General features: G+C 54.9%; 23 protein-coding genes and 3 pseudogenes. 7 read left to right on the forward strand and 19 right to left on the reverse strand.

Annotation, left to right across the window (positions count from 1 at the left end):
- Positions 1–60: 60 nt before the first annotated feature.
- From P6U16_RS24765 to P6U16_RS24785, 5 genes are all read right to left on the reverse strand, one after another.
- Positions 61–231 (reverse strand): hypothetical protein, encoded by a 171-nt coding sequence (locus tag P6U16_RS24765; protein WP_277704113.1) that lies wholly within the window; start codon positions 229–231, stop codon positions 61–63.
- Positions 228–1,670 carry an APC family permease gene (locus P6U16_RS24770; RefSeq protein WP_277704114.1) on the reverse strand — a complete coding sequence of 481 codons (1,443 nt, stop codon included), beginning with the start codon at positions 1,668–1,670 and terminating at the stop codon, positions 228–230. Before P6U16_RS24770 ends, P6U16_RS24765 begins: the two co-directional genes overlap by 4 nt.
- Positions 1,671–2,066: 396 nt before the next feature.
- Positions 2,067–2,261, reverse strand: coding sequence for an FAD-dependent oxidoreductase (locus P6U16_RS24775; protein ID WP_277704115.1), 195 nt, complete (start codon positions 2,259–2,261; stop codon positions 2,067–2,069).
- Positions 2,262–2,361: 100 nt separating this feature from the next.
- Entirely contained in the window at positions 2,362–3,471 is a 1,110-nt protein-coding gene (locus tag P6U16_RS24780) for an FAD-dependent oxidoreductase (protein ID WP_277704116.1), read from the reverse strand.
- A 117-nt stretch (positions 3,472–3,588) separates the two neighbouring features.
- Positions 3,589–4,011 carry a MarR family winged helix-turn-helix transcriptional regulator gene (locus P6U16_RS24785; protein WP_277704117.1) on the reverse strand — a complete coding sequence of 141 codons (423 nt, stop codon included), beginning with the start codon at positions 4,009–4,011 and terminating at the stop codon, positions 3,589–3,591.
- Between the two features lie 138 nt (positions 4,012–4,149).
- On the opposite strand from P6U16_RS24785, the pseudogene P6U16_RS24790 reads away from it, so the two are divergent.
- Positions 4,150–4,452: pseudogene (locus P6U16_RS24790) on the forward strand (homogentisate 1,2-dioxygenase); the annotation flags it as partial.
- Between the two features lie 1,164 nt (positions 4,453–5,616).
- Here P6U16_RS24790 and P6U16_RS24795 read toward each other — a convergent pair.
- The 9 genes and pseudogenes from P6U16_RS24795 to P6U16_RS24835 form a co-directional block, all read right to left on the reverse strand.
- Positions 5,617–6,810, reverse strand: a complete 1,194-nt coding sequence (locus P6U16_RS24795) for an aromatic amino acid transaminase (RefSeq protein WP_277704118.1) — start codon at positions 6,808–6,810, stop codon at positions 5,617–5,619.
- A gap of 166 nt (positions 6,811–6,976) precedes the next feature.
- On the reverse strand, positions 6,977–7,255 hold the full coding sequence (locus tag P6U16_RS24800) for a thiamine pyrophosphate-dependent enzyme (RefSeq protein ID WP_277704119.1): 279 nt from the start codon (positions 7,253–7,255) through the stop codon (positions 6,977–6,979).
- Between the two features lie 38 nt (positions 7,256–7,293).
- Positions 7,294–8,643: a thiamine pyrophosphate-binding protein gene (locus P6U16_RS24805; protein ID WP_277704120.1), complete on the reverse strand. Its 1,350-nt coding sequence runs from the start codon at positions 8,641–8,643 to the stop codon at positions 7,294–7,296.
- 114 nt (positions 8,644–8,757) lie between these two features.
- Positions 8,758–10,203: an aldehyde dehydrogenase family protein gene (locus P6U16_RS24810; RefSeq protein WP_277704121.1), complete on the reverse strand. Its 1,446-nt coding sequence runs from the start codon at positions 10,201–10,203 to the stop codon at positions 8,758–8,760.
- An 88-nt stretch (positions 10,204–10,291) separates the two neighbouring features.
- Entirely contained in the window at positions 10,292–11,638 is a 1,347-nt protein-coding gene (locus P6U16_RS24815) for an NAD(P)/FAD-dependent oxidoreductase (RefSeq protein ID WP_277704122.1), read from the reverse strand.
- Between the two features lie 322 nt (positions 11,639–11,960).
- Positions 11,961–12,753, reverse strand: a pseudogene (locus P6U16_RS24820) (amino acid ABC transporter ATP-binding protein).
- A 160-nt stretch (positions 12,754–12,913) separates the two neighbouring features.
- Positions 12,914–13,645: an amino acid ABC transporter permease gene (locus P6U16_RS24825; protein ID WP_277704123.1), complete on the reverse strand. Its 732-nt coding sequence runs from the start codon at positions 13,643–13,645 to the stop codon at positions 12,914–12,916.
- 230 nt (positions 13,646–13,875) lie between these two features.
- Entirely contained in the window at positions 13,876–14,604 is a 729-nt protein-coding gene (locus P6U16_RS24830; RefSeq protein ID WP_277704124.1) for a transporter substrate-binding domain-containing protein, read from the reverse strand.
- 369 nt (positions 14,605–14,973) lie between these two features.
- Positions 14,974–15,867 (reverse strand): transporter substrate-binding domain-containing protein, encoded by an 894-nt coding sequence (locus P6U16_RS24835; RefSeq protein ID WP_277704125.1) that lies wholly within the window; start codon positions 15,865–15,867, stop codon positions 14,974–14,976.
- A gap of 297 nt (positions 15,868–16,164) precedes the next feature.
- Between P6U16_RS24835 and P6U16_RS24840 the strand changes: the two genes are divergently transcribed.
- The 5 genes and pseudogenes from P6U16_RS24840 to P6U16_RS24860 form a co-directional block, all read left to right on the forward strand.
- The gene (locus tag P6U16_RS24840) at positions 16,165–16,911 is read left to right on the forward strand and encodes an aspartate/glutamate racemase family protein (RefSeq protein ID WP_277704126.1); all 747 of its coding nucleotides are present in this window, start codon (positions 16,165–16,167) and stop codon (positions 16,909–16,911) included.
- A 396-nt stretch (positions 16,912–17,307) separates the two neighbouring features.
- Positions 17,308–17,595, forward strand: coding sequence for an FAD-dependent oxidoreductase (locus P6U16_RS24845; protein ID WP_277704127.1), 288 nt, complete (start codon positions 17,308–17,310; stop codon positions 17,593–17,595).
- On the forward strand, positions 17,556–18,929 hold the full coding sequence (locus P6U16_RS24850; protein WP_277704128.1) for an FAD-dependent monooxygenase: 1,374 nt from the start codon (positions 17,556–17,558) through the stop codon (positions 18,927–18,929). The genes P6U16_RS24845 and P6U16_RS24850 overlap by 40 nt, the downstream gene beginning before the upstream one ends.
- A gap of 116 nt (positions 18,930–19,045) precedes the next feature.
- Complete coding sequence (ribB, locus tag P6U16_RS24855; RefSeq protein ID WP_277704129.1) at positions 19,046–20,170, forward strand: 3,4-dihydroxy-2-butanone-4-phosphate synthase; 1,125 nt, start codon at positions 19,046–19,048, stop codon at positions 20,168–20,170.
- Between the two features lie 177 nt (positions 20,171–20,347).
- Positions 20,348–20,448, forward strand: a pseudogene (locus P6U16_RS24860) (VOC family protein); the annotation flags it as partial.
- A 301-nt stretch (positions 20,449–20,749) separates the two neighbouring features.
- Here the strand turns inward: P6U16_RS24860 and P6U16_RS24865 are convergent.
- The 5 genes from P6U16_RS24865 to P6U16_RS24885 all read right to left on the reverse strand — a co-directional run bounded on the left by P6U16_RS24865 (position 20,750) and on the right by P6U16_RS24885 (position 24,192).
- Complete coding sequence (locus P6U16_RS24865) at positions 20,750–21,229, reverse strand: flavin reductase family protein (protein WP_277704130.1); 480 nt, start codon at positions 21,227–21,229, stop codon at positions 20,750–20,752.
- Between the two features lie 70 nt (positions 21,230–21,299).
- A complete protein-coding gene (locus P6U16_RS24870) occupies positions 21,300–21,587 on the reverse strand; it encodes a hypothetical protein (protein WP_277704131.1) in 288 nt (95 codons plus the stop codon).
- Positions 21,588–21,613: 26 nt separating this feature from the next.
- A complete protein-coding gene (locus P6U16_RS24875) occupies positions 21,614–22,009 on the reverse strand; it encodes an ester cyclase (protein WP_277704132.1) in 396 nt (131 codons plus the stop codon).
- A gap of 33 nt (positions 22,010–22,042) precedes the next feature.
- Positions 22,043–23,359, reverse strand: coding sequence for an LLM class flavin-dependent oxidoreductase (locus tag P6U16_RS24880; RefSeq protein ID WP_277704133.1), 1,317 nt, complete (start codon positions 23,357–23,359; stop codon positions 22,043–22,045).
- Positions 23,360–23,361: 2 nt separating this feature from the next.
- The gene (locus P6U16_RS24885) at positions 23,362–24,192 is read right to left on the reverse strand and encodes an alpha/beta hydrolase (protein WP_277704134.1); all 831 of its coding nucleotides are present in this window, start codon (positions 24,190–24,192) and stop codon (positions 23,362–23,364) included.
- Between the two features lie 320 nt (positions 24,193–24,512).
- Between P6U16_RS24885 and P6U16_RS24890 the strand changes: the two genes are divergently transcribed.
- Positions 24,513–24,917: a LysR substrate-binding domain-containing protein gene (locus P6U16_RS24890; protein WP_349017754.1), complete on the forward strand. Its 405-nt coding sequence runs from the start codon at positions 24,513–24,515 to the stop codon at positions 24,915–24,917.
- The last annotated feature ends 6 nt before the right edge of the window (positions 24,918–24,923 follow it).

A 24,923-nucleotide genomic window follows, 5' to 3' on the forward strand; every position in this document is an offset into this window, starting at 1 on the left:
ATGCTTGATCTCTGATCGTGTACGCGCCGCGCCTTTCGCGGCGAGCACTCGTGAAGGATGTCAGCCGCGCCCGGAACAAATGTCTGTCACGATCATCCGGTCACCATGGATGCAAAACGTCGAGCAGAAGGCGTGGGCCTCGGCAGCCACTACAAGGGTCGCGACCACGATGACGGCGAACAGAAACGCCAGCAGGCGGTCCGAGGGATAGAGAGAAATTGAGGCGGTCATTCGAAAGCCTTTCCAAGCGATGCATAGACATCCGGACTGATCTTCTTCACGCGCATCGCAAAGGCTGCGCCAAGAAGCCCGATGCCGACGATGAAGTAGGGGAAGGCTTTCACGATCAGGCTTTCGCTGCCGGAAAGCAGGGACAGATTGGCTGTCACCAGTGCCAAAGCCCCGAGAAGTCCAAACAGGCTGAGACCTGGTGCGATTGTCGTGGTCCAGACTGAGTGCACCGTCGCTCTCTTTCGGAAGAACAGGATGACAGCAATCGACACGAGCACCTGTACGGCCAGGATACCGATGACCGCGAGCGCCGACATCCAGGAAAAGACAACCGTGTAAGGATCGGCACCGCCGAAGACGAAGAGCGCCAGTACTACAGTTGCAATTACGCTTTGAAGCAGGCCAGCCACATGGGGCGAACCATGCTTCCCGTGCACCTTTCCAAGCGCTTTGTGCGCCAAGCCTTCTCGGCCGAGGGCGAAAAAGTAGCGGTTGAGCGTATTGTGGAAGGAGAGAACGCAGGCAAACAGGCTGGTGATCAAGAATATATTCATGACTTGCGAAGACCAAGAGCCAAGCACCGCGTCGGCCGCCACGAAATAGAACGTTTCAAGTCCGTTCGCGGCCGTTTCCTGTACCTTCGCAGGGCCGTAGAACTGTACGATTGCCCACGTCGAGAAGGCGTAGAACAACGTGATCAGCAGGACCGCCACATAGGTCGCCCGCGGGATTGTCTTTTCCGGATTTTCCGCTTCTTCGCCGAAGATCGCCGTTGCTTCGAAGCCAATGAATGAGCCGATGACGAAGACGAGCGCAACACCGAGGCCGGGCGCAAAGACGGTCGACGGCGCAAAGGAAGCAGCTCCGATGCCTTCCGGCCCGCCACCGGCGAGCAGAATACCGATGTCGAGGAGAAGCAGTATGGCAATCTCCGCGATCATGCAAACGCCGAGAATGGCTCCGGAAAAAGCAATGTTACGCTGACCGCAGAAATGAACGATGACAATGGCCGCGAAGGCGTAAGCCCACCAGGGCAGGCTCACCCCGAGTGGAGCGAGTGTCCCGGATATGAACACTCCGAACAGAGCGTAGATGGCGATCTGCACCGCGCTGTAAGTAACAAGCGCCATCAGCGCGCCACCTACTCCGGCCGGCTTTCCGATCCCCTGTGCGATATAGGTATAGAATGCGCCAGCCCCGCCGACATATCTGCTCATTGCCGTGAACCCGACAGAGAAGACCAAATAGAGGAGCCCAGACAGCACGAAGGCGCCGGGAACGCCTGCCCCATTGCCGAAGGCGAAGGCCGCTGGCGAAGCACCAACGACCGCTGTGAGTGGTGCCGCCGCGGCGACCACGAAGAAGACAATGTGAGCGAGACCGACCGAATTCTTTGCCAGCCGGACGGAGGACTGGTCTGCAGTTATGATTTTGGACATGGAACCCCTCATTTTTTGATAATTTCCGAAAACGCTAATCTTATTTTCGGGGTTCTTAAATTGCTTGGTGCGCCAATAACTCGATATGTTACGCCACAAATGACTAAACATTAGGCGGTCTTTGCCAGCGTTCGAGATCAGGGCATTATTCTGCACAAAGGCCACCCGCGTTGATCTGGGTTCGACAAGAATCCCGTTGTGGATTTCTCCGACGATGTTCGACACAATCGCCCGGAAGAGGAGTTTAGGGCCATAATCTGCATCAGGATAAGCTGGCATTTCCCAACTTAAGGAAGCCCGGGCAGCAACTGACGTCATCGAGCGACCGGGATTTGCACTCGGGCGCTCTCCGAGCGATTCATGATGAGGGCCAATGCGCCAGAAACGGATCGAGCGCTAGAAGCGAGATCCGAGATACAGATTGGGATCGACGAACCTCGTGGTTTCATTCGATACGAGCTCAGCCACCAGTTGGGCGGCTGCGGGGGCCATTGACAGGCCATGGCCAGACATACCCGAAGCCACCACGAGGCCTGGGATTTTCTCGATCTTCTCGATGATCGGAGCTGAATCGGGCGTTGTGTCAATCACGCCCCCCACTCCTCCAAAGTTTCAACATTCTTTGCGGCAGGAAATGCCTTTTTGAAAGATGCGAGCGCTTTAGAGGGAAGGTCATGCCTTGGCGTTGGCATCAGAATCCGATGTTCTTCAAACACGGTCTTCTCATCGTTCGACCATGTTTTTTTATCATGAAGTCGTCGAATAATTCCCGGTTTGGCTGCAGAGACACGTGCCCCCAATTGGCCACCACGGCCGACGCAAATTGTCGGGCAAATCTAAAATTATCCGGCAATAAAGGAGCAAGCACGTTAGGAATTCCTATGGAGAAACCGCCGCTTGCTTCCTTGCGCCACGGCGTCCCCGCGCCACTTCCAGAGGCGAGTGGACTACCGTTAAAATCAGGAATTCTCAGCATGAAGGAGTAGATGCGCAGCAGCGGTAGATCAACACCGAGATTTTGCATGAATAATCGCGTCCAAGCCCCGCCTGCTATGACTGCCGCCTGGCAATTAACGGTACCTCGTTCAGTGGCCACACCTGAGACGGCCCCTGCTGACGTTTCTATCCCGCGGACGGCACATTGTTGAACTATTTTCAGTCCATTCTTGCTGAGCAGATTGGCGATACGCGGGACGGCGGCTGAAGGCTCGACACTGCCATCGAGGGGCTGGATCACCGCAGCGTGCCAAGAGCGGCTTGCCCCGCCCGGCAAATAGTGAGCCAGCGCTTCTCCCTTGAGAATTTTTACCGCTGTGCCGCCGTATTCCGAATGCTCTCTTGCCCACTGCTCCCATCGCGCGACCGCAGTATCGTCCTTGCACTCGTACAAGAGACCGCTTTGGCGGTAAGTGGTATCGATAGAAAGCTTGGCGTTGATGCGCCGCCAAAATTCACCACTGGGTGCTGACAGTCCAAGGCGCGCAGGACCGTCACCCAAAGAGGAGATCCATCCGAACGCCCGTGAAGTCTGCTCAGCGGCAATTTGTCCCTTCTCGAGCAACACGACGTCGTAGCCCTTTTCCTGCAGCATCATAGCTGAGAGAACACCCATGATACCGCCGCCAATCACAGCGACATCGACCTTATCAGGCAGTTTATCAGAGGAAATGACTGCCTCCGCTCGACTAACGCCCGGGCTTTGCAGGAGTGACGGCCGCGAAAACAAATATGCTGCACCCGCGGCGCTGACTGCTGCCGCGCCTCCGCCTGTGATCACAAATTGACGTCGGCTCAAAGACATTCTTACCTCATTGAAATACGGGCAAGGCAGACTTCCCATGCGCTTGTTTGAGCTATCGCTTCTGACTTGACTCTTGCTTAGGTGGAAGGGAGGAGAAGCTGTTGTTGGCTGCTTTCCTTACTTGCTCTCGACAAGCCGGGTCAGCGCTCGACTGAAAGCGTCTCCATCGACGCCGAGTTCGATCAGAAGCTCCGTCTGGAAGTCCTCCGCAATACGTCCGAGGCGCTGCATAAGATCCCTGCCCTGCTCAGTCAGTTCGAGCGCAACGAGCCTCTGATCCTGAGTATGAAGGGATTTCGCAAGATAGCTGGCTTGCGAAAGACTATCTGCAGCACGGCTCACAACGGACTTCTCCAGATTCACCTTGGCAACAATATCACGCACACTAAGGGCCCCTGAACCGTTTAGGTGTGCGAGCACGCGCCACTCCGGTATCGAAAGTCCGGCCTCTGTTTTATAAAGCGCGGCAAAACGTCGGCTTACCTGCGCAGCCGCTATATTGAGACGGTAGGGAACGAAATCGTTGAGATGAAATGTCACTGACGTCTCCGAAAACGTGAAACAAAAAGATACCGACGAGCACAACGAATTCCTTACTGGAGATTTAGCATTGACATCGTTGCTGTTGCAACGTTTATTCGTTGCGTTGGCAACGAATCTGGGGGCTCGCCTTTGGACATGCAGGAGGCGCGGAAGACCATGACCGGTCTCGGTAACGCAACAGGTGTCGCTAAAGGCTATATGCCCGGCCTTGGTAACGACTTTGAGACAGAAGCCCTCCCTGATGCCCTAACTCAGAGACAGAATTCGCCCCAAACGTGTAACTATGGGCTCTACGCCGAGCAGTTGTCCGGCACGGCTTTCACGGCATCACGCGGGCAAAATGAGCGCACGTGGTGCTACCGCATAAGGCCTTCCATTCATCACACCGGAAGCTTTAAGCCCGTCGACACACCATACTGGAAAACGGCGCCGAACATCCCCCAACCTGACAAGGGATTTGTTACAGACGGGTCATTTTGGAAGTGAATACTCTTCGCGCTAGTCGCTAACGTCGATAATTGAGATAGGCCAGAAAAAAATTGGAGCTATAGTATCGAGATGATGGATCAAGAGCTGCAGTATCGAGCCGGCCGGAGTGCCCCCTGTTTTCCTATCGAAGTGGCCGAGTTCGACGGGCGAGCCGCGTCAAGATCGATCCACGCCTTTCTTCCCAAGCTGGTGGATGCCTGTGGGCTCCCAACTTTTGAACCCCGCGTCGCTCAGGTCGCAAAGCAGGCTCTTGACTGCGACCATGTCACTGGCCTTTCCTTCCGGACCGACGAACCGCCGGTCGTCGTATGCATGTCTTCGGTGGACGAGCACAACCCGGTTCGTCGGGTAAGTGGGCCTTACGTCGCAGCGCACTGGTGTAACGACCCAACAAATCTATTTCTTTTGAGAAATTCAAGCGCGAGAATGTCTACCTCATTTTCATGTCGGAAGATCAGGTCGCAGATGAGCGCTACCGGCACGACTGCTTTACTTCCACAGGTGTTAAACACCGTGTTTCACTTCTAAAGTGGCACGAACGAGGGATAATTAAGCTAAGCTTTCACAGGACGGAAAGAGCAGGCCCCTTTTCTGCTGACGCTATGAACGAGATCGTTCCTTGGGCCGAGGTGCTGGCGTCTCTCCTTATAAAGCACGACCTCGTTCGTCCTAGCCCAAGGAGCGGAATCGAAGCCGTCGAGCGTTACAAACTTTCGATTGGCATATACTGTCCGGAACTAACAACACGGGAACGGGAGGTATGTGGACTGATCGCTGTTGGCCTGAGTTCCGAAGCGATCGCCTTGACCCTTAGCGTAAGCGTCAACACCGTCCTGACGTTCAGACGCCGTGCCTACACAAAGCTGTCGATCTCGAGCCAAAATGAGTTGATGCGGATCCTTTTGTAACAAGCTTTGTCGACGGACGAGTGCTTCGCCAGCTTATTACTGTTATTGCCACGTTTGCGAGTCGGCTGCTCCGCCGCTGTGCCTGGGTTTGCTGGTCCTACCAGCTACACTCTGCCGGCCTTTACGAGAGGTGAATGAATGAGGCAGGATCGCAATAACCTTAGCCGCCGCGTGCGGGGCAGGAACCCCCGGAACTCATACCACCTTACTTCCGGATAACGTCGGCTAATGCATCTGCGACCTGGCGTGTTGCCGGGCCTGACATGCCTGCCAGGTTGATTCTGCCGTTCCCAGGCATATAGATTGCGTGACGCTCCTGCAGCAGCTCAACAGCATCTCTCGATACCGGCAAGAGCGAAAACATACCGTTCTGGCCCTCCATGAAATCAAAACGCTCGTCTCCCAGTCGGGTCCGGAGTTCTTCAGCAAATGTGCGTCGCGTCTCCTTTACTTGGATCCTCATTATTTCAAGCTCTTCTTCCCATACAGTTTTCAATGAAGCAGACCTGAGAATCTCAGCAACAACCGCTGCGCCGTGATGAGGCGGCATGGAATACAAGCCTCGGGCCACGACCACGAGGCTCTCGACAGCGAGGCGCACTGCCGGTCCGTCTTTGCTCATCACAACCGCGCAGCCAACACGGTCGCGATAAACGCCGAAATTCTTGGAGAACGAATAGGCAAGCATGAGCTCGGGGAGTTTGCGGGCAAGAATCCTTGCTGAGAGAGCATCCTCTTTGAGCCCTGCGCCAAATCCTTGGTAGGCTATATCAAGGAATGGGATCAGGTTGCGCTCCAGCAGAATGTCCGCCAGTTCATTCCACTCTTGTTCACTCAAATCTGCGCCCGTCGGATTCTGGCAGCAACCGTGGAGCAAAATCACATCGCCCGATTTCGCGCCCTGCAAGTCATTGGTCAGGCTCTCGAAATCAGCCAAGCCCCTTTCACGATCATAGTGTCGGTAAGTTTTCCACTTGAGGCCTGCTGCTGAAACGATTGTGAAGTGTGGGGCCCATGTCTCTTCGCTGATCCAGACGGTCGCATCAGGCCTTGCGAGCTTAGTCAACTCGGCCAGTAGTCTGACCGCGGCAGCTCCACCAGGAGTTTGAAGAGCGGCGAAACGCTGGGCGTCTGTATCGTCTCCAAACACAAGTCGGATGCACTCTTCGTTGAACGGCGCATAGCCGCTTAGGCCTTCATAGGCCTTGCTGGCTTCGGTTTCGAAGAGGAGCGCTTGGGCTTGCTGAACGGCTTTCATAACGGGGGTTCTGCCGTTCACATCTTTGAACACTCCCACTCCCAAATCGAGCTTCTGGGCCCGGGGATCCGCTCGATATTTTGCGGTCAGCTGGAAGACTGGGTCGGGAGCAGAGGGGTTGAGGGCTAGAAAAAGTGACATCTTAGCAACTCCAATAGGAATAGGAAACGGTAACGCCGTGAGACGCTTTGCAGCTCTGGAAGCGAGAACTCTCGGCGCACGTTGATTCGCACCGAACTTAGGACGATCGACATTTCCGATATGACAATGGCATTATTCGACGACCGCGCGTGCAGAACTAGAAGGTTCAGCCTCGAACCCGGGGCATCAGGATCATGTCCCAGATGCTTGGTACCTCTCCGCACGGAACGTGAATCAACGCGGGATCGCCGGACGAAAGTGCGGCCTTGATCCGAGTTTCCAGCTCTTCAGGAGACTGAGCGAGAAATCCTGCCATGCCGAACGAGTCGGCCAGTTGCACGAAGTCGGGACTTGTCAAATCGCAGGCGATATGCCGGCCGCCAAACATGTCGCGTTGAATGCGCTTGACGTTGCCAAACATCGAATTGTCGAACACGACCGCCACGACGGGCAACTTGTGATGAACGGCGGTCGCGAGCTCCCCTACCTGATATAGGAACCCCCGTCCCCGGCGATTGATAGCACCGGCCGACCGGGATTTGCCGCCTGAGCCCCAAGAGCAGTTCCGTAACCCCACCCCAGATTGTCTTGAAACCCGGCAGACAGGAACGTCCTTGGCGAGTACACCGGGAAGGCAAGCCTGCTGGCGAACCCCATTTGGGTGACCTCGTCGACGAATATGCCGTCATCGGGAAGCGCTCTACGAATAGCCTCGAGGTAAGATTTTTGCGGTTCGAGCCTGCTGTACTTATCGTCGAACCAGGCCCTGTGCTCAAACAGGTCGCTCGACCAGTCCGCTTTTTCCATACCCCCGTTCTCAATCGCCGCTACCAGCGCCGCGGTATAGTGTTTCGCGTCACCCACCATCGCAACCGCAGGCTTCATGAACCGGCCTGGGGCCGCCGGATCCGTATCGATACGGATCACCTTGATATTTTCATCGAGACCCCACTGCTTTTCCTGGGCAAATAACCGGGTTCCAATGCCAATAACGACGTCGACCTTCGGCCACAGTCGATGGCCAACAGGCATATTAATTGCTAATGGATGATTTGTTGGGATGACCCCGCGTCCACGTCGATAAGAAAGGACAGGGGCATCCAGTAACTCTGCCAACCGGGTTACCTCGACTGAGGCATCCAAAGCACCGCCGCCGACCACGATCATCGGGTGCCGGGACCGGAGAGCGATGGCAGCAGCTGCCTGGACCTGACGCAGATCGATTTGCTGCGATACTCGATCAGCAACCGGCTCCATTTTAAAGTCGGCGCGCTTGGCCCATACATCGAAGGCGCACTCTATGTACGCAGGTCCGGCTTTCCCCGACAGCATTGCCGCGAATGCATCGTTCACCGCCTTCGGGCCTTCTTTAGGTGAGGTGATCTGGCGCGTGAACTTGTTGACATGGCTTGCAAAACCGATCTGGTCGCGCATTTCGTGGAGGTGACCATGTCCCTTATCGATATCTGCGTGGGGAATCTGGCTTCCAATCGTCAATACCGGCGCACACATAGCTTCAGCCGTCAGCATCGCGGCCGATGAATTCGCCACGCCAGGTCCCGGAACCACTGAACTCACATATGGTCTGCCGGTCGAAATCGTTGCGCCGAGAGCCATGTAGCCGCACGTCTGTTCGTGCCTTGGATGAATGACACGAATACCAGTGTTAGAACGATACAGCGCGTCAAAAAGCGGGTCGCTTTGAAGGCCCGGCAGGCCAAAGACAATTTCCGCTCCGTTTGCGGCCAACGCTGACACAACGGCATCCGCCGTCGATGTTTCCGCGGCTGGCTGTTCAGATTTTGTAGAGCCGGGTTGAGAAAGTGCGTTCATATCGATGCCATCAGCCTAAAGTTGATCTTATGAAAACTCCTAAAGAAAGATCTGACGGCTTTATATCCCAATCCATTGTGACCGGGGCCGCCAGTTCTCACCGCAGGTCCTCGATCAGTAGAAGAAATACAAGGTTTTCTCTGTCGTGTGGGAGAGAATGCCAGCTTCGCCAAGTTCTCTTCCGATCCCGCTCTTTCCTCGTCCGCCCCAGCCGGTCCGGGGATCAGGAGTTCCGCCCCCGTTTACCCAAACAGTACCGACCTTCAAACCATGGGCAATCTGGTGGGCATGTTTGACGCTGCCGGTCCAAACGTTTGCTGAGAGCCCGTATTCTGAGCTATTGGCCATCTGAAGGGCTTCTTCCGGCGTATCGAAGGGTATAATCGCTGCGACCGGACCGAAGATTTCTTCGCGCGCGATCGTGGCGCCATTGGCTACGTTGTCGAAAACTGTGGGCTGGACGAAGAAGCCGACCCGATCGACCTTTTCGCCGCCAGCAAGGACCCTTGCGCCCTCAGCCTTCCCGACCTCGATATAGCGCATCACGGAATCAAACTGCTTTTTGCTGACAAGGGACCCCATGGTCGTATTCGGGTCGAGAGGGTCACCAAGCTTCCTGCTCCTGGCTTCTTGCGACAGCAGTTCGGCCACGCGTTCTCGTATTGATCCATGTACAAGGATACGGGAGCCCGCTGCGCAAATTTGACCTTGGTTGGAGAATATTCCAAGTGCAATTCCAGGAACGGCACTCTCGATATCTGCATCGGACATAACGATCTGAGCGCTCTTTCCCCCGAGCTCTAACGTGGTGGGTCGAAACAAAGGTGCGCACCAAATCGCGATCTGAGAACCAACCTGGGGGCTTCCCGTAAAGCTGACCTTGTCTACCAGCGGATGGGTTACAAGTCGCTGCCCGATTGTGTTTCCTTTGCCCGGAACGATATTCACGACCCCGTCCGGGTAACCTGCTTCGAGGATTAGCTTCCCAAGGTGAAGCACTGCCAAAGAAGCGTCTTCGGCGGGTTTCAGCACACAAGTACATCCTGTTGCCAGAATCGGCCCCAGTTTCCAAGTTGCGATCATGGTCGGAGCATTCCAAGGAAGAATGGCGGCCACGACACCGATCGGTTCGCGAACCACAAGAGTGGTAAGCTGTCGGCCGAAGTGATCCGGTCCCGGTATGTGTTTGCCGTTTACCCTTTCCGCGAATGCCGCGTAAGTGCGAAGGCAAGCGACGGCAGAGGGTATGTCAACGTTTCTTGGTTCGCTTATTGGGCGCCCGATTTCCACTGCTTCGAGGTGAGCCAGTATCTCGGTGTCACGTTCAACGAGTTCCGCGAGACGGTAAAGGAGCCGGGCGCGTTCCCATCCGCTCGCCTTTGACCAGGAGCCACCGAGAGCGTCCGATGCGGCCAAAACTGCGGCGTCTATATCCTCGTTGTTGCCGCTCGCTATCTGAGCGAGATCTTTCTCGTCGGCGGGCGAAATAGATAGAAAGGTGGTCCCTTCCCGAGCATCAATCCACTTGCCGCCCGTCAAAATTCTGGTTTCAAAGTCCATGACATCCTCCCGTTATCAACATGGCACTCGGGTAGAGACCTGTTGGCGTCCAGCAAGATTAGGTCCGTCCCTCCAGTTGTGAAATCACCTAGGAATGTGACGGAAGACCAGAATCACGTTGATCCGTTCGGACAATTGAAAGAATACCTTCAGCGGCTGCCTCACCAGCACGCACCGCGCCCTCCATAGAGCCCCAGCCATGCTCAGCAACTTCGGTGCCGGCAAAGAAGATGTTTCCGATCGGCCTCGCAAGCTCTAAACGGCTGCGTACCGGATATCCGGACGGCAGAGGTGATCCGCAACCACCGGCAAATGGATCGGAAGCCCACGATATCGTAGCAAAATCGACAACCGGATAGGGCAAGCCTTGAAAATAACGTTCAAGGTCCGCCAAAACTCCAGCCTTGATGGCCTCTTGGGAAAACCGCGGGGCGCCAGCAGCCTCATTCGCAAAGAGGAGGAGTGTCCCCTCCCTTTCATCATCTCTGCTTGCGTTCATAACCACCGCGTTTGAGGTGTCTCCCTCGGCAAAGCCGCTGAGACCGGCGTCAACCCACCATCGTCGCTCAAACACCACAAAGGACTTACTTGAGGCCTGCTGTTTCCACCCAGAAATGAGCCGGCGACGGCTTTCGGGAAGCTCTGGCGAAAAACGTATTTGCTTTAACGCGGTGGGACTGACTGCAAGCACGACAAACGACGCGGTTACAACACCGTTGTTCGTCTGAATCTCGACACTCTCGTAATTCCTAGTCACCGCGTGAACGATGGTATCGAGAGCAACGGGGTGAGCTTCAAGACCGAGCGCAAGGTTTGTCGCCAATGCGCTTCCACCGCCGACTATCCTTGCACTTTGATGATTGTGCGAATGCCCGGCTGAGGCGTGATAGCTTACCGCAGCAGCCATCGAGACCGCGAATGGGTCAGTGCCTGCGAGTTCAAACACGAGTTCTTGTGCGAAGCGGTCTTGGTGCAACGTGTCAACGCCGTGCATGCCGAGCCACGTCCCAACACTACAGCCTTCAACCCAATCTTCCAGCGCTCCCTTTTCGAAATCGGCCTTTAGCTGATCAAATCGTTCCCTTAGGCAGCGTATTCCGGGTTCGATATAATCATTATGTTCGGTCCACCTGACGCCGCCACGAAAAACCGATTTATGGCCACGTCTCTGTAGGGTTGTGGATTTCAGCCCAAACTCTTTCATGAGCGACTTCATACGCTCATGCCCTGGTTTTACGAACTCAGGCCCGCCTTCGAACGATCGCCCGTTTTCGCTTTTGATGGTCTGTGTTTTGCCGCCGATGCGCGCTCTCGCATCAATCCCCTGGATCGAAATTCCGGCTCCAGATAGTAAGCGTATTGCGGACAATCCGGAAAGACCAAGACCAACGACGACGACGTCAACATGTCGATCCGATTTAGGCAGGAGTTTCATCGTCGCCTGCGTAATGCAAGTGGGCCATCACCATCGAACCGCCGTCGACAACCCAACCTTTACTGGCCGCGTATTCAATCATAGCGTCGAACGCTTTACGGCCCCCTCATCTGCTTGTGCGAAACGAAGCCAATCCACCGAAAGGGCAGCGTGTCCTACAGGGTCTGATACAAGCCTCCCGGCGTTTGCAGAACGGAGGCAATCGTCCACCACCGGCGAAGGCGTTCCAGCAGGAATTTTCACCAAGAGACTTTTGTAGTCATCTTTTTCGTGGAGGCTAACCATGCCCCCGGCTCAACTTGAACAAACATCTTTCAACCTCTCACATGACCGCCCTAAGGAAGTCACGAGTACGCTCTTCCTTAGGTGACGTGAGCAGCTCCTTGGCCGCTCCTTGTTCGACGATGCGACCTTGATCCATGAATACGACACGGTCCGCCACCTCTCGAGCGAAGCCCATCTCGTGCGTCACAATCACCATCGTCATCGTGCCACTTCGCGCGATATCACGGATTACGGCGAGAACTTCTCCAACGAGTTCGGGATCCAACGCGCTCGTCGGCTCGTCGAAAAGCATCACTTTTGGTCGCATTGCGAGAGCTCGAGCTATTGCGACACGCTGCTGCTGACCACCTGAAAGCTGTGATGGAAAAAATCTTCCTTCCCTGAAAGACCGACCTTTGCCAGCAGTTCAGCAGCGCGCCGGCGGACTTCCGCCTTTCTTTCCTTTTTAACGATGACTGGTGCAAGGCAGATGTTATCCAGAGCCGACATGTGTGGGAACAAGTTAAAGTGCTGGAACACCATGCCGATGTCGATGCGTTTTTTGCAGCCTCATTGTCGCGCAACTGGTGAAGCCTTCCATCTTTCACCCTGCAACCGATGAGATCGTCGTCAACAGTGATCTGACCGGTCTGAATTTCTTCCAGATGATTGATGCACCGCAACAGTGTGCTTTTCCCCGAACCCGACGGTCCAATAAGGCAAACAATCTCCCCTCTCGAAATCTCCATGCTCACGTCGAACAACACTTCGTGGTGGCCATAAGATTTCGAGACACCCGCAATCTTGATTTCACCGCCGCGGGATTCGTTTCCAACTGCTTCATTCGTCATTGTCTTCTCCGCGATCGACAAGCTCATTTTTCCGCCATCTTACGTTCGAGTATATTTTGGAAGACGCTGACAACAGAGATGACCGCAAGGTACCAGATCGTGGCTACAATCATCATCTCGATCGTCCTATAGTTGGAGCCGGCGATACTTTGCGTGATAGTCAGGAGATCTCCCCCGCAATAACCGAGACGAGCGAAGTAGCCTTCAATACATTCACAAACTCGTTTCCGAGCGGAGGGGTGATGACCCGAAGCGCCTGGGGTAGAACAATGTAACGGAGCGTCATCCAGCTGTTCATCCCGAGGGCCTTGGAAGCCGCGTGTTGCCCTCTATTAATGGCAAGCAGTCCACTCCGCACGATTTCGCTCATATATGCAGACGCAGATAACGTCAGACCGATCACCGATGCGATAAACGGTGTGAGCAGTGTCTGAATTGGTGCCGAGTACAGCGTGATGTCTGTGAACGGCACGCCGATGTGAACTCGCTTGTAGAAGAGCCCAAGATTTCCAACGACGATCAGGATGACGAGGAGTGGGATGCCGCGGAAGATAAAAACGTAGGTGCCAGCAATGGCGCTTATGACGCTACTGGGGGACGTCCGCATTATCGCGATAAGAATGGCCACCAGCAAAGACGTGAACATCGAAATGATCGTCAGCTGCAAACTGACCATCAGCCCATTCAAAACCGCCCCATTGAAGAGATATTGACTGACGGTGTCCCAGTTCAGGTAAGGACTCATCACGAAGGAATAAAGAAACTGTGCGCATAACAGGACGGCAATCGCGCTACCAATCATCCGCCCATAGTGTCGAACCGGGATGATTTTATTTGAGGCCAATGCCAGGCTCGCGCCAGTTGTATTTGGATGCGCCATTTTTGCACTCACTCGAATAGAATTCCAACAGGTGGGGCCGCTTCTCGCAGCCCCCATATCAGATCACTGTTTCTGGCCAACGGGGGTGTGGGTGAGCGGATTAATGGACATCCGGTCGGCCGAAACCGCAGAATCTGCAGCATCGTATTTTGCCAGGACCTGTTGATACTGCCCGCTTTCGGAAATGACCTTCATTGCCGCGACGAAGGCTTTTGTCAGATCGACGTTATCCTTTGTGGTGGCTATGCCATATAGACCTGGATCCCACTCTTGCGTTTGTTCGTAGCGAAGGGTGACGTTGGATAGCCTGGCGCTACTGCTCCCTGCGATGCCCCTGCATGTAACGCTGGAATCCAGATAACCGTCAATCTGCCCGGATAGCACTGCGGTCGATGCGGCAGGGGCAGAAGGAATTCTGCTAGCGTGATAGGGCCTGCGGCCTCCTTCGAGCAGTATTTCTCGCTAATCCCAAGCAACGTTTGCCCATATAGGGATCCCGACGGAGCGCCGATTTTCAGGCCGCAAAGCGTCTTCACGTCCTCACCGATTTTGCGCGGATTGCTAGCATCGAGAACGATTCCTGCCGATGCCTGAAAGTATGGCACGAAATCGAACATTTTGCGCTCACGCTCCCCGGTTACGCTGATTTGCCCCATTAGGGCGTCCAGGGAACCAGATTGAAGGCCAGGAATCTGACCCGGCCATGGCGTGTTGACCCACTCGAATTTCACGCCAAGTACAGGGGCAAGCATTGCCGTCAACTCTGCTGCAATTCCGGTAGGTTTAGTTGCGTCCATTGAATCAGCAACCAACTGAGGGAAGCTCTCAAAGGCGCCGCCGATCCTGATGACACCGGCGGATTTGATGCTTTCAGGAAGTGCGTCGTGTATTGCTTGATCGGCGACTGCGATCGACGCACAGAAAAGTGACATAAATGTACTTAATGCGGCTACGCGAGTTGTCTTCCTCATTTTGTTCCCCTTGATGACCTATTGGCCGTTATTGTTGATCGACTAAACTAGCTGCACTCTTGAGGTTAACCAGCCGCGGCGTTGAGCGCCATAACAGCGGAATGTTACAATCGGAGCTTTCCCGGTGGGCTTCGCGAGCAAGAGCGGCAACCGTGCGCCGCCACTTTTGGATGCAGTCGTAGCGCGGTCCAAGGTCAAGCATCCCATCTAAAGCCTGAGACCACAGCTTATCATAGCCGGGAAACGCAACGCCTATCTTAGGTAGACGCAGTGCGTGTTGGGGGTGTGTTTTCTGCGAGTTCGAAGAGCCGGGTTGAGTTAGCTCAACCCGGTTCAGATCGCGAATGAGATGCTCCGACCCTAGCGCAACTACTTCGCCGTAGAAGGGTTGACCCTCATCTCTTCCTTTTTAATGATATTCGCATCAAGGCCGTATTTGGCGAGTATGGCCTGATACTCTCCCGAGGCATGCAATTCCCTGAAGGCCAGCGCGATAGCGTCAGCCAGCCCCGGGGTTGATTTAGAAACGGCGACCGCCTGCGGGTTTCCAACCCAGTTGGAAAAATTTCTTCGGACCAAGACACCAGCGGAAGTGGATTCGCCGTAAGCGAGTTCCCCGGTTGATGCGGGATAGGCCACGGCACTGCCGCCCTTCAATGCGACCATCGCCATACCTGTAGAAGGATACGTCTTTATATTAATAGCGGACGCTCCGTCAGCTTCACATTTCTTCGATTCAAGTTCCAGCTGCTTTAGAAGGGCAGCCGCTTGGACAGTTGCAACCGGTTTTCCGCACAAGTCTGAGGGGACCTGTATCTCCGCAGCGTGATCTTTCAACACCAAGACGCCGCTCACATTAGACCGGTAGACAACCATGTCCATGATCGCCTCTCGGTCAGGCGTATAAGACATGACGCCGATGCTCATATCGTAGTTGCCAGATTGGATTCCAGGGATCACTCCAGGCCATTGCATGTCGTCGAACTCAAACTTCACGTTCAGGATCGGTTCTATCGCGCGGACAAGATCGACCGCTTCACCTTTAAGCACTCCATTTTCAAGGAATATATTGGGCGGAACCTGCATTGGAGTTGCAACTTTGACGATGCCGGTCTCCTTGATTGAACTTGGAAGCATCGCAATAATTTCTTTGTTAGGTTGGGCGGCCTGTGCTCCGAACCCGACAAAGAGCGCAACCCCAAGGCTCATAAGCGATAAGCGGGCGGCGGATTTCATGGCGAATGCGCTGTCGTACTTTCTCATCGGCTTCCCTTTTTGGCCTTGGTCCAAACTTTCCTAGGCTCTCTGCAGGTTCGCGCATTTCCTACTGTCCGCAATCACTACCTATTGTGATTTCAAAGCATAATGTATTGTTAAAGTATCACGCGAGTGCCCCGAGGGATTGCACCGCATGAGCAATCCGCGCTGAGGCTTCAATCGGAGAGGATGACTCGAATTTATGTCGCCCCAGAACAATTTGCCTGCCCTGATTAGGAGCGATTGCTCGCCTGCTCCAAGCTTGTCGGCCAGCGCTTTGGTGAGTGGGCCCGGAGCTGTGGAATGAATGAACAGGCAGTCTCCAAATACGACAGATCGACATTCCAGTCTCGCGGAAGACCAGTATTCGGAACGACGCTCGGGATAATTATCCTAGATACGCGGTTTCGACGTTTCAATGGGGATATTGGTTTCGCGGGGTCGCTTCAGTTTCCGGTGCAGTATGCCATAGCGAAGGGTGTCGCTGATGGTGCAAAAATTAAGTCTGACCAGAGCTCGCTTCAAGTCTTCACCAAGGCCATCGACGAACTCGTTGCAGTTGGCGTTGACGGCATCGCAACGAGCTGCGGATTTCTAGCCGTTATGCAGCCACAATTGCAGGCGTACAGCCCCGTTCCGATTGCAACTTCAAGCCTGCTCCAGATACCTCTGATCGAACGTATCCTGCCAGCTCACAAGCGCGTTGGAATTCTTACCGCCGATGCAGCCGCTCTTACGGAGGCCCATCTTTGGGGGGCAGGTGTCTACAGTCCCGCGCCCGTCGTCGGTCTGCCAGGCGATAGTACCTTTTTAGTGAATATGCGTGATGGCAATACTGTCATAGACCGCCGAACGCAGGAACTTGAGGTCCTAGCTGCGGTGGAGGAGCTCGTGTCTAGCCACACCGATATCGGCGCCATACTGCTGGAGTGTACAAATCTTGCCCCCTACTCCGCAACAATTGAAGCCCGGTTTGGGCTTCCAGTATATGACATTATGACATTGCTCCACTGGTTCTACTCCGGATTGCGGCCACGACGATACGAGTAAAAGCAGTATCCGGGCGTCCACATTATTCACGGTTGCTGTGCCAACAAGCCACGCACACCTGCCGCCTCGCCTTGCACACAGCGCCGAGAAAGGCGTGGCTAGCGTTCTCCATCAGATGCCAGCGGTCGGCGACTTGATCGGTATGCGGCAGAGCATGCGAGACGGCCTGGGCATAAACCCGCCCTCCTCCGTCTTATTGTCATCACCCCTTGTGATGGCAAGCCGATCACTGCAACCCCATAGTCTAAACTTGGAAGAACAGGATTGCTGTCTGTAGAACTACCAAGAAGATCGACCTATGGGCTTTCCGGCTGCGTTAGCGGGTAGTTTTGTTGGATCCACGGGTAGTCATTATGTCGCTTGAGTTCGACCACATTAGAACCCAGAGAGATCGCGATGCAGAAGAAATATGAAGTTGTAATCGTCGGCGGTGGCCCCGTGGGGATGACTCTTGCTTATGATTTGGGCATGCGGGGTATCAGCTGCCTGGTGGTGGATGACGGTCACCCCTCGCTCGCCAAAAAGGCGGGATCCTGTAACACGCGAACGATGGAGTACCTTCGTGCTCTCAATTTGTCGGAGAAAGTGAAGGCCGCCGCTCCCATCCCCCTGGCATCTCGCTTGATGTTGTCTTTGCTACCGGAATGGCAGGCAAGGAACTGCACCGTTTCTCAAACTGCTTAGGTTGGCAGCAAACAAAGCAATCTCCGGAAAGAACACACATGATCTCTCAGAAAACCCTGAGAGACTTGGTGTGCCAGCAAACACAGCAAAATTTCTCTCAGGTCGATTTTCTATTTGATGCCACCGGGGCGCTGGCAGCTCAGACACCTGATGGGGTTACCGTGGCGGTATCTACCAAAGAGGGTCGGCGGGACTTTGTGGCTGCGGACTTTCTTGTAGGTTGTGACGGCGGTGCAAGTTCTGTTCGGAAAGCCATGGGTGCCAAGTTTGAGGGAGAGGGCAGCACTGCTGGGAACCTCCGCCTTCTGTTTCACTCACCCCAATTCTACGAAATGTCGACCCTGCGCCCGGCGCAACAAAACTGGATCGTTAATTCTGAGGTGAACGCGAGTTTTAGCGGCGGCCGCAGCTTTCGCGACGATGGCGATATCATTACAGCGACATTCTGGAACATCACTCCGGAGAAAAGTAGCGAAATCCTTGCAGACCCTGGCCCATATCTATGGGCTGCGGCGGGTTTCGAGTTCCCATTCACCTTCTCACATTCTGACTTCTGGGCGACACATAACCTTGTCGCAAATCGTTACAGGGAGGGCCGCGTTTTCATCGCTGGAGATGCTGCGCACCTTCATCCTCCAACGGGAGGTCTCGGCTTGAACACCGGAATGATGGACGCGTCCAATCTCGGCTGGAAGCTGGCTGCATACCTGCAGGGCTGGGCGGGCGAGGAACTGTTGGCCAGTTACGAGGTTGAGAGAAAATCGATTGGCAAACGCGTTGTCGCGCAAGCCAATCACAACTATCGCTCTGGCTTGCCATCTGATTTCTATGAGGCCGGACTGCTGGACGAAAGCAGTGAAGGTGAAGCTATCCGCACAAAGGTCGGCAAGCGGATTTTTCAGATGAAGAATGACGAGTTTAATGCTCCAGGCTTGGTTCTGGGATATACGTACGCACCGTCGCCGGTCATTCTTGAAGATGGAACCCCTCCCGAGCCGGAAACAGTTGTCGATTTTGCACCTTCCGCGCGCCCGGGCAACCGACTGCCTCATTCCGTCGACGGAGATGGTGTGCCAGTATATGACCGACTTTCCAAAGGGCTATCACTCATCATTACAGGCGAGGACACCTCGGCCGGAACGCAACTCGCAAGTGAGGCCCGCGCTCTGCGAATCCCATTCGAAGTCATCGAACTTCCGGAGGCGACCCGGCCTTTGTATGGAGCGAAGCTTCTTCTCGTTCGGCCTGACGAGCACGTTGCATGGCGCGGGGATGCACTACCGAATCCACCATCGACGATACTAACCAAAGCGGTTGGCCTGACGGTCCTCTAAAGCCCGGCGGCTACGCCGCAATGCCAGACGAGATTATTGGCTCTGCCGATGAGGATACGGGAAACCAGCTACACGTTAGCTTTTCCTCAACATGAAAAGGTTCTGAATTGCTTCATATGGAAATCGCCGATGCCGACAGGCGGGTGTACAATCAAATGCGTGTCGTCGAGGCCATCCGTGCCTTCGAAGCTGGAGAAATCGTCGTCGTCACCGATGACGACGACCGAGAGAACGAGGGCGACTTGATCGTTGCTTCGGTCCATTGCACGCCAGAAAAGATGGCATTTATCGTGCGCCACACGTCCGGTATCGTGTGCACGCCGATGCCGCGCGAAGAAGCGAGGCGGCTGAACCTCAGCGCCATGGTGGCTGAGAATGACAGCGCTCATACGACGGCGTTCACCGTCAGCGTCGACTTCAAGCACGGCACCACGACTGGCATTTCAGCCGCCGATCGCACACTGACGGTGCGCAACCTCGCCAACCCGAATGTCGGCCCATCCGATTTCCTCCGTCCTGGCCACATCTTTCCGCTGATTTCCCGAGAGGGAGGCGTGCTGATGCGCTCAGGGCATACGGAGGCGGCGGTCGATCTCTGTAGGCTGGCGAACCTGCCGCCGATCGGCGTTATCTCCGAACTTGTGAACGACGACGGCACAGTGACGTGCGGACCGCAGGTGACGGCATTTGCGGAAAAGCACGGCCTGAAGCAGGTCTCGGTTGCTGACCTGATCGCCTATCGTCAGCGCAAGGAAACGCTGATCGAGCTGCAGTCGCATTTCGATATCGTCACCCCAGCCGGTCCAGCCACGGCGCATGCCTATTCGCTGCCGTGGGACCCGATGCAACATATTGCCGTGATCTTTGGTGACATCCGTGACGGCGTCAACATCCCGGTCCGCCTGCACCTGGAAGACGTTGCGCAGGACGTGTTTGGCACGACGAGGTCGATCGATCGCTATATGGACATCATCGAGAAGGAAGGCCGCGGCATCATCATCTACCTGCGCGAAGGTTCGGTTGGTGTCGGCAAGACCGATACCGGCAGACAGGCGCGACAGCGCAAAGAAGGCCATGCGGAGGCACAGACGCGCGAAAGCGAATGGTTGGAAATCGGCCTGGGAGCGCAGATCCTTAAGGATCTCGGCGTGTCATCGATCAAGTTACTGACCCGCAGTGAACGCCATTATGTCGGCCTCGAAGGGTTTGGTATCGAGATCACCGAGACGATCAGATGGTAAAGAGATACACTCGTCTTGAAGAATAATGATCGGGTTCGTAATTAAGGCTCGTGGCACCGGCTTATCCTAACCGCCGCGCCCTCATCGGTGACCGCGGCAGCACATTGCGGCCACTGAAAGATTTCGCACTCTGCCCCCTGTCCACGACCTGCAATAAACGCCGTCGAGGATGATCGGATGAACCTGAATCAAGTCACTGTCACGATGCCCGACCTCGACGAGGGGTGGCATTTTACTGTGCTATGGGACTAGAGCAGGTCCTGTGTTCGAGGAATCGATTGTGAGGTGCCTGGCTGCTCCGAAGCTGCTTCAACATCCACAGCAAGGCGATGGATGATGGCGCAGGCCTTGAGCGATGATTTACGGATTGAATTCTCGATTCTGAAATGCCTCTTCCAATGACGTAGGCGACCCATTGGATCCCTGTGACCCGCAAAAGCCTTCGCAATCTTGTTTGATCGGTAGCGTGACCAACTGAACGGCCGCAGGCCGTTCCCGGCTCCCGGACGTTGTTGGAACTGAACGTTCCGTTCAATTGCTAGAAGGGGTCAAAGTTAAACAGGCAAAATCAGACTGGTATCAACTGTCCCCCGTCGAAGAGGCTTCCCCTACGTAGATAAGCGGAGGGGTTCCCGAAAAGCCAGCATGGGTAACCTCGCCGACGAATATTGCGTGTGTGCCAGCCAGTATGCGACTGGTAACGCGAAATTCCAGCTGCGCCGAGGCGCCATCTATCAAGGGCGCCCCTGTTTCACCAGCTGACCATTTCACCTGTGCGAACTTGTCGATACCAGGTTTCGAAAACACTCCGACGACCTGCCCTTGGTCGTGTGCCAAGATGCTGACGCCAAGCCTGTCCCCTGAGAACAGCTTATCATAGGTGGATGACGTAGCCTTCACACACACCATCACCATCGGGGGATCGAGAGATACACTGCAAAAAGCGTTTACAGCCAGCCCAAAAGGCGAGCCATCGACGGAGGTACTGACAATGGTAACGCCAGTGGGAAAGCTCCGATGGAACCCCTTCAATGCATCCGTAAGTTCAATTCCGGTCACGTCGACACCCTTCCTAGGCAGAATGCAGTTATCCTTGGAGCCATCTTTCCAGTGACATACCCGTCGCTTCTCAGAGAGGAAACCAAACCCTGTCAGTCGGAATCTCCGAGCCCCTTAGCCGCGCCAGTTCGTCAATCAGAGGGCGCGCTTCTGTAAGGAAGTTCTGAAAACCTTCCTCACTTTCCCATTCGTCGATATCGAGGATGTCGTCGCCGTTGTAGTAGCGCTTGTGGCTGATGACACCGTGCTTTTTGAGAAGCGTGCCAAGCGCTTGGCTCAGGTCTGGACGTGCACTTGCAACCTCGCGGATTTTCTCTACCGACGTACCCTTGATCGAGACAACGACTGTCACACTCATGTTTATTCTCCAGCTGCTATTCGAGATTAGATTGGAAAAACGCTCATGCCATGCAGGACATCAGAATTTTGCCAACTGCTCCAGTCTTCAGCGATTTTACCGCCAGACAAACGGCTTATCGTTATTCCGCTCACCCTGACCGTTCTTCCAGTGGGGGGCACATTCATAAATTTTCCCAAGTGGGTGCCTTGAGATTCCCAGCGATAGGCGATCTTGGCCGTGTCTTCGACAACGTCCAGGATCGCGGTCTTTAAATCGGGAAATGCAAGAGCCCTCTCGCGGATGATAGTGAGGAATTCCCTCCGGCTAATGTCAGCCTGAGGAGAATGCCGGACGTAATCCGCAGTAAAATAGTTCTCCAGATCTGAAGCAGCGTCTTTCTCAAAGGCTGCCCAAAACCCGCGTATCAGTTCTTCTGCCATTGCTTCGCACCTAACATCGATCGCAACCGTCCATTACGGTTCAAGTGGTTTCCTAAGCTCTTCGATATGAGCTGTACGGATATCGACCACCCCGGTATCCGCCAATCGGACGGTCGGACGCGCCAGCGGTTCCTCGACCCTTGCACCGTACTCACTGGTCGTATTCCACGCCTGCGATTTGCTTTGATCCCAGATGGGCTTCCCACCAGGTGCGCGAAACCGCGGCATGACTTCTTCCGCGAAGATTGTCATGTTTTTCCGTGTCAGCCAGGCCGGTGCGGTCCAGCCGTCACAGTTGACAACAAGTCGCCCTGCCCCCATTGCGGAGGTCAGCTCTTCGATTTGCTCTGCGACAGTGTCGGGTGAGCCGCAGATTATAGAGCGGTCGGCGAGGGCTTCGGCGAACGTCGTTTCGGAAATCTCTTTAGCTCGATATCCGCCACTCAGCATTCCGCGAAGCGACTGTGAAGTAACATGGCCGGGCGGGAAGGAATCGTGGAATGGCGAGCCAAAGGAGTTTTGAAGCATCGACATGAAATGAGCCTCGACCTCAAGCTGTGCCTGTTTGTCAGTTTCAGCCACATGAACCGTGGCGGTGGCGACGATCTGAGTTGGATCAGCCGTATATCCAGCCTCCTCGCACATATCGCGAAACGTCTTGATGTTTCGGAGAAGGATCGGAAGCGGTACGAGGATGGCCAGATAAGTGTAATGGTTGTCGGCCGCGAACTTCAGCGAGTCTTTCGACCCTACTGCGGGTACCCAAATCTCTGGATGCGGCTTTTGAAGAGGCTTCGGCCACAAGTTCGCATAAGGCACCTTGAAGAACTTGCCGTCCCATTCGAACGGCCCTTCTTCCGTGAAGGCCTTCTTCATGAGATCGTGGCCTTCGCGCAGACGTTCACGTGCATGTGTCGGATCAATACCGAGTGCGTGATAATTGGGCCCAATACCGACCGGCATGCCGAAGAAATATCGTCCGCGAGACACATAGTCCAGCGCAGCGACCTCTTCCGCATATCTCATCGGTGAAAGGTAAGTGTTCATGATAGGACCGACGGCCCCTACCCGGATGTTTTTAGTCCGCGCCGCCAGCGCGGTTGTCATGACGATTGACTGACCTGCCACAGCGTTTGGACCACCGTGCTGCTCGAGAACAAGGAGGCCATCGAAGCCCAGTTGTTCACCCAGCACCATGTTATCCAGGAAGTCTTCGATAACTCTTTGCCCGCGGATCGGATCGAAATATTTGGTTGAAGTGTTGATGAAGATGGACTTCGACAGATTTTCACGGCGCGGAATGAAGCTGTATTTACCGCCATTGTTGAGGTAGAATTCTAACTTATTCATGATCACGCCTCGGGGTGTCGATTAACAAATTCAGCGATGAGGCTTGCTAGCGCCTCCGGCTCTTGTACGTAGGGGACATGGGATGTCGTGCGCGTCGCACCACGTATTTTGGCGGTTTCTGCGCCTGGAATCAGATCGGCATATCGCAATGCGACATCGGCATTCATGATGCGATCTTCATCGACCGTGATAACCTGGGTCGGTGTGCGAACGCGTGCCAACCGGCGCTCAAGACGGGGATCGTAGCGCGGGTTCCACATCAAGCGAGCCTGGGCGGTGAGTTCCGCGTAGTCATGCACCAGCTGTTCAACGCGTTCGTCGCCCTCCAGATACTCCGGAAATGCGTGAGCCTCTCCGTTGAACACCCGCTCCAACGCCTCTTCACCGGTCTGCCTGAAAGGATCATTCAGCAAACTGCCGCGAAGTCCCGCGGGCGTTATCAATTGTAAGCTCAAGAGCCTTCTTGAAAAGAAGACTGCGTAATGAGCAGCCATCCAACCGCCTAAAGAGTGTCCAACAAGGTGGAAGCGGTCGAGCCCGAGTTCATCGAAAAACTGCTCGTAGTGCAGGTTGATGTCATCAAAATCTTCAAGCCACTCCGGCATCGGAGTATCGCCGAAGCCAGGGTGCTCGGGAACAATGACATCGGCATAAGTAGCCATTGCATCGTAAAAAGGCAGCCACCGTCGCGTCAGACCCGCGCCGTGGAAATAAACTACTGGCGCGCCGCTTCCCTTGCGTCGGTATGCAACGTCGACGCCGGCAACATTCAGCTTTTCGGGTTCCGTATAAAATGCCCAGGACTTCACTTCGATCACCTTGCCTTCTTTCAAACGCCCTGTCATCCACAGTGCACTATTCGGTCATCTTGCGAATGAGGAGTTGTCCCAATGTATGGTCATTGAGCGGCCGCGAACATCACAGTAAACAATGACATGACCTGCTCAATGCCCGAATATGAGGCGGCGCTACAGGAAAACGTCCGATGCCCAAATAGCTTTGACAAAGCGACATTACCGAAGAAAACGGTCTCGCGGTCGACCGTAATGAATATTGCACCATCCCCAAGGCTCTGCGCTGGTGCAGACCGATCCAACCTATCTCGAACGCGAATCCGTGCTGATGCTCACTCGGGCACGGCGACCTCGTCTGCATCGTTCCCGAACATCACCGGCTTGCAGAACTCAAACAGATCGGTTTTGTCGACCTTCAGAACGAGATGCTGATCTCCTACCGCGCCGACACCCTGCCCGGTCGGCTGCTGATCAGCGCCGCCGCGGCCGAAAAGCAGGTCTTCAACCCCTCGATCGAGATCGATATCTCCATCACGGCACTGCCATTCGTTCGGGACGGGTTCGGCGTAGCGATCGTCGACGGGCTCTTGCCGTGGGAACAGTTTCCAGGCCTTGTCCGCCGTCCGCTTCAGCAAAGGATTCTCGTACCCATCGCGCTTTTGACAAGCCCGGATCGTCCGCTGACGGGAAGCCATGTAGCGATGCGCGACGAGCTCCGAGAAGCCTGCGCGTGCGTGCTGAAGGCAAGTGAGCTGAGAGCCTGATCAGGC

This window comes from Rhizobium sp. 32-5/1, from assembly GCF_029537235.1.
Classification (GTDB): Bacteria; Pseudomonadota; Alphaproteobacteria; order Rhizobiales; family Rhizobiaceae; genus Pararhizobium.

What these genes read in the sequence shown, in the direction of transcription:
- P6U16_RS24830 (WP_277704124.1), bottom strand. Translation starts at nt 14,604, where the DNA reads ATGAGGAAGACAACTCGCGTAGCCGCATTAAGTACATTTATGTCACTT.
- P6U16_RS24835 (WP_277704125.1), bottom strand. Translation starts at nt 15,867, where the DNA reads ATGAGAAAGTACGACAGCGCATTCGCCATGAAATCCGCCGCCCGCTTA.
- P6U16_RS24880 (WP_277704133.1), bottom strand. Translation starts at nt 23,359, where the DNA reads ATGAATAAGTTAGAATTCTACCTCAACAATGGCGGTAAATACAGCTTC.
- P6U16_RS24840 (WP_277704126.1), top strand. Translation starts at nt 16,165, where the DNA reads ATGAATGAACAGGCAGTCTCCAAATACGACAGATCGACATTCCAGTCT.
- P6U16_RS24875 (WP_277704132.1), bottom strand. Translation starts at nt 22,009, where the DNA reads ATGGCAGAAGAACTGATACGCGGGTTTTGGGCAGCCTTTGAGAAAGAC.
- P6U16_RS24845 (WP_277704127.1), top strand. Translation starts at nt 17,308, where the DNA reads ATGCAGAAGAAATATGAAGTTGTAATCGTCGGCGGTGGCCCCGTGGGG.
- P6U16_RS24780 (WP_277704116.1), bottom strand. Translation starts at nt 3,471, where the DNA reads ATGTCTTTGAGCCGACGTCAATTTGTGATCACAGGCGGAGGCGCGGCA.
- P6U16_RS24870 (WP_277704131.1), bottom strand. Translation starts at nt 21,587, where the DNA reads ATGAGTGTGACAGTCGTTGTCTCGATCAAGGGTACGTCGGTAGAGAAA.
- P6U16_RS24815 (WP_277704122.1), bottom strand. Translation starts at nt 11,638, where the DNA reads ATGAAACTCCTGCCTAAATCGGATCGACATGTTGACGTCGTCGTCGTT.
- P6U16_RS24770 (WP_277704114.1), bottom strand. Translation starts at nt 1,670, where the DNA reads ATGTCCAAAATCATAACTGCAGACCAGTCCTCCGTCCGGCTGGCAAAG.
- P6U16_RS24795 (WP_277704118.1), bottom strand. Translation starts at nt 6,810, where the DNA reads ATGTCACTTTTTCTAGCCCTCAACCCCTCTGCTCCCGACCCAGTCTTC.
- P6U16_RS24805 (WP_277704120.1), bottom strand. Translation starts at nt 8,643, where the DNA reads ATGAACGCACTTTCTCAACCCGGCTCTACAAAATCTGAACAGCCAGCC.
- P6U16_RS24810 (WP_277704121.1), bottom strand. Translation starts at nt 10,203, where the DNA reads ATGGACTTTGAAACCAGAATTTTGACGGGCGGCAAGTGGATTGATGCT.
- ribB (WP_277704129.1), top strand. Translation starts at nt 19,046, where the DNA reads ATGGAAATCGCCGATGCCGACAGGCGGGTGTACAATCAAATGCGTGTC.
- P6U16_RS24765 (WP_277704113.1), bottom strand. Translation starts at nt 231, where the DNA reads ATGACCGCCTCAATTTCTCTCTATCCCTCGGACCGCCTGCTGGCGTTT.
- P6U16_RS24850 (WP_277704128.1), top strand. Translation starts at nt 17,556, where the DNA reads ATGGCAGGCAAGGAACTGCACCGTTTCTCAAACTGCTTAGGTTGGCAG.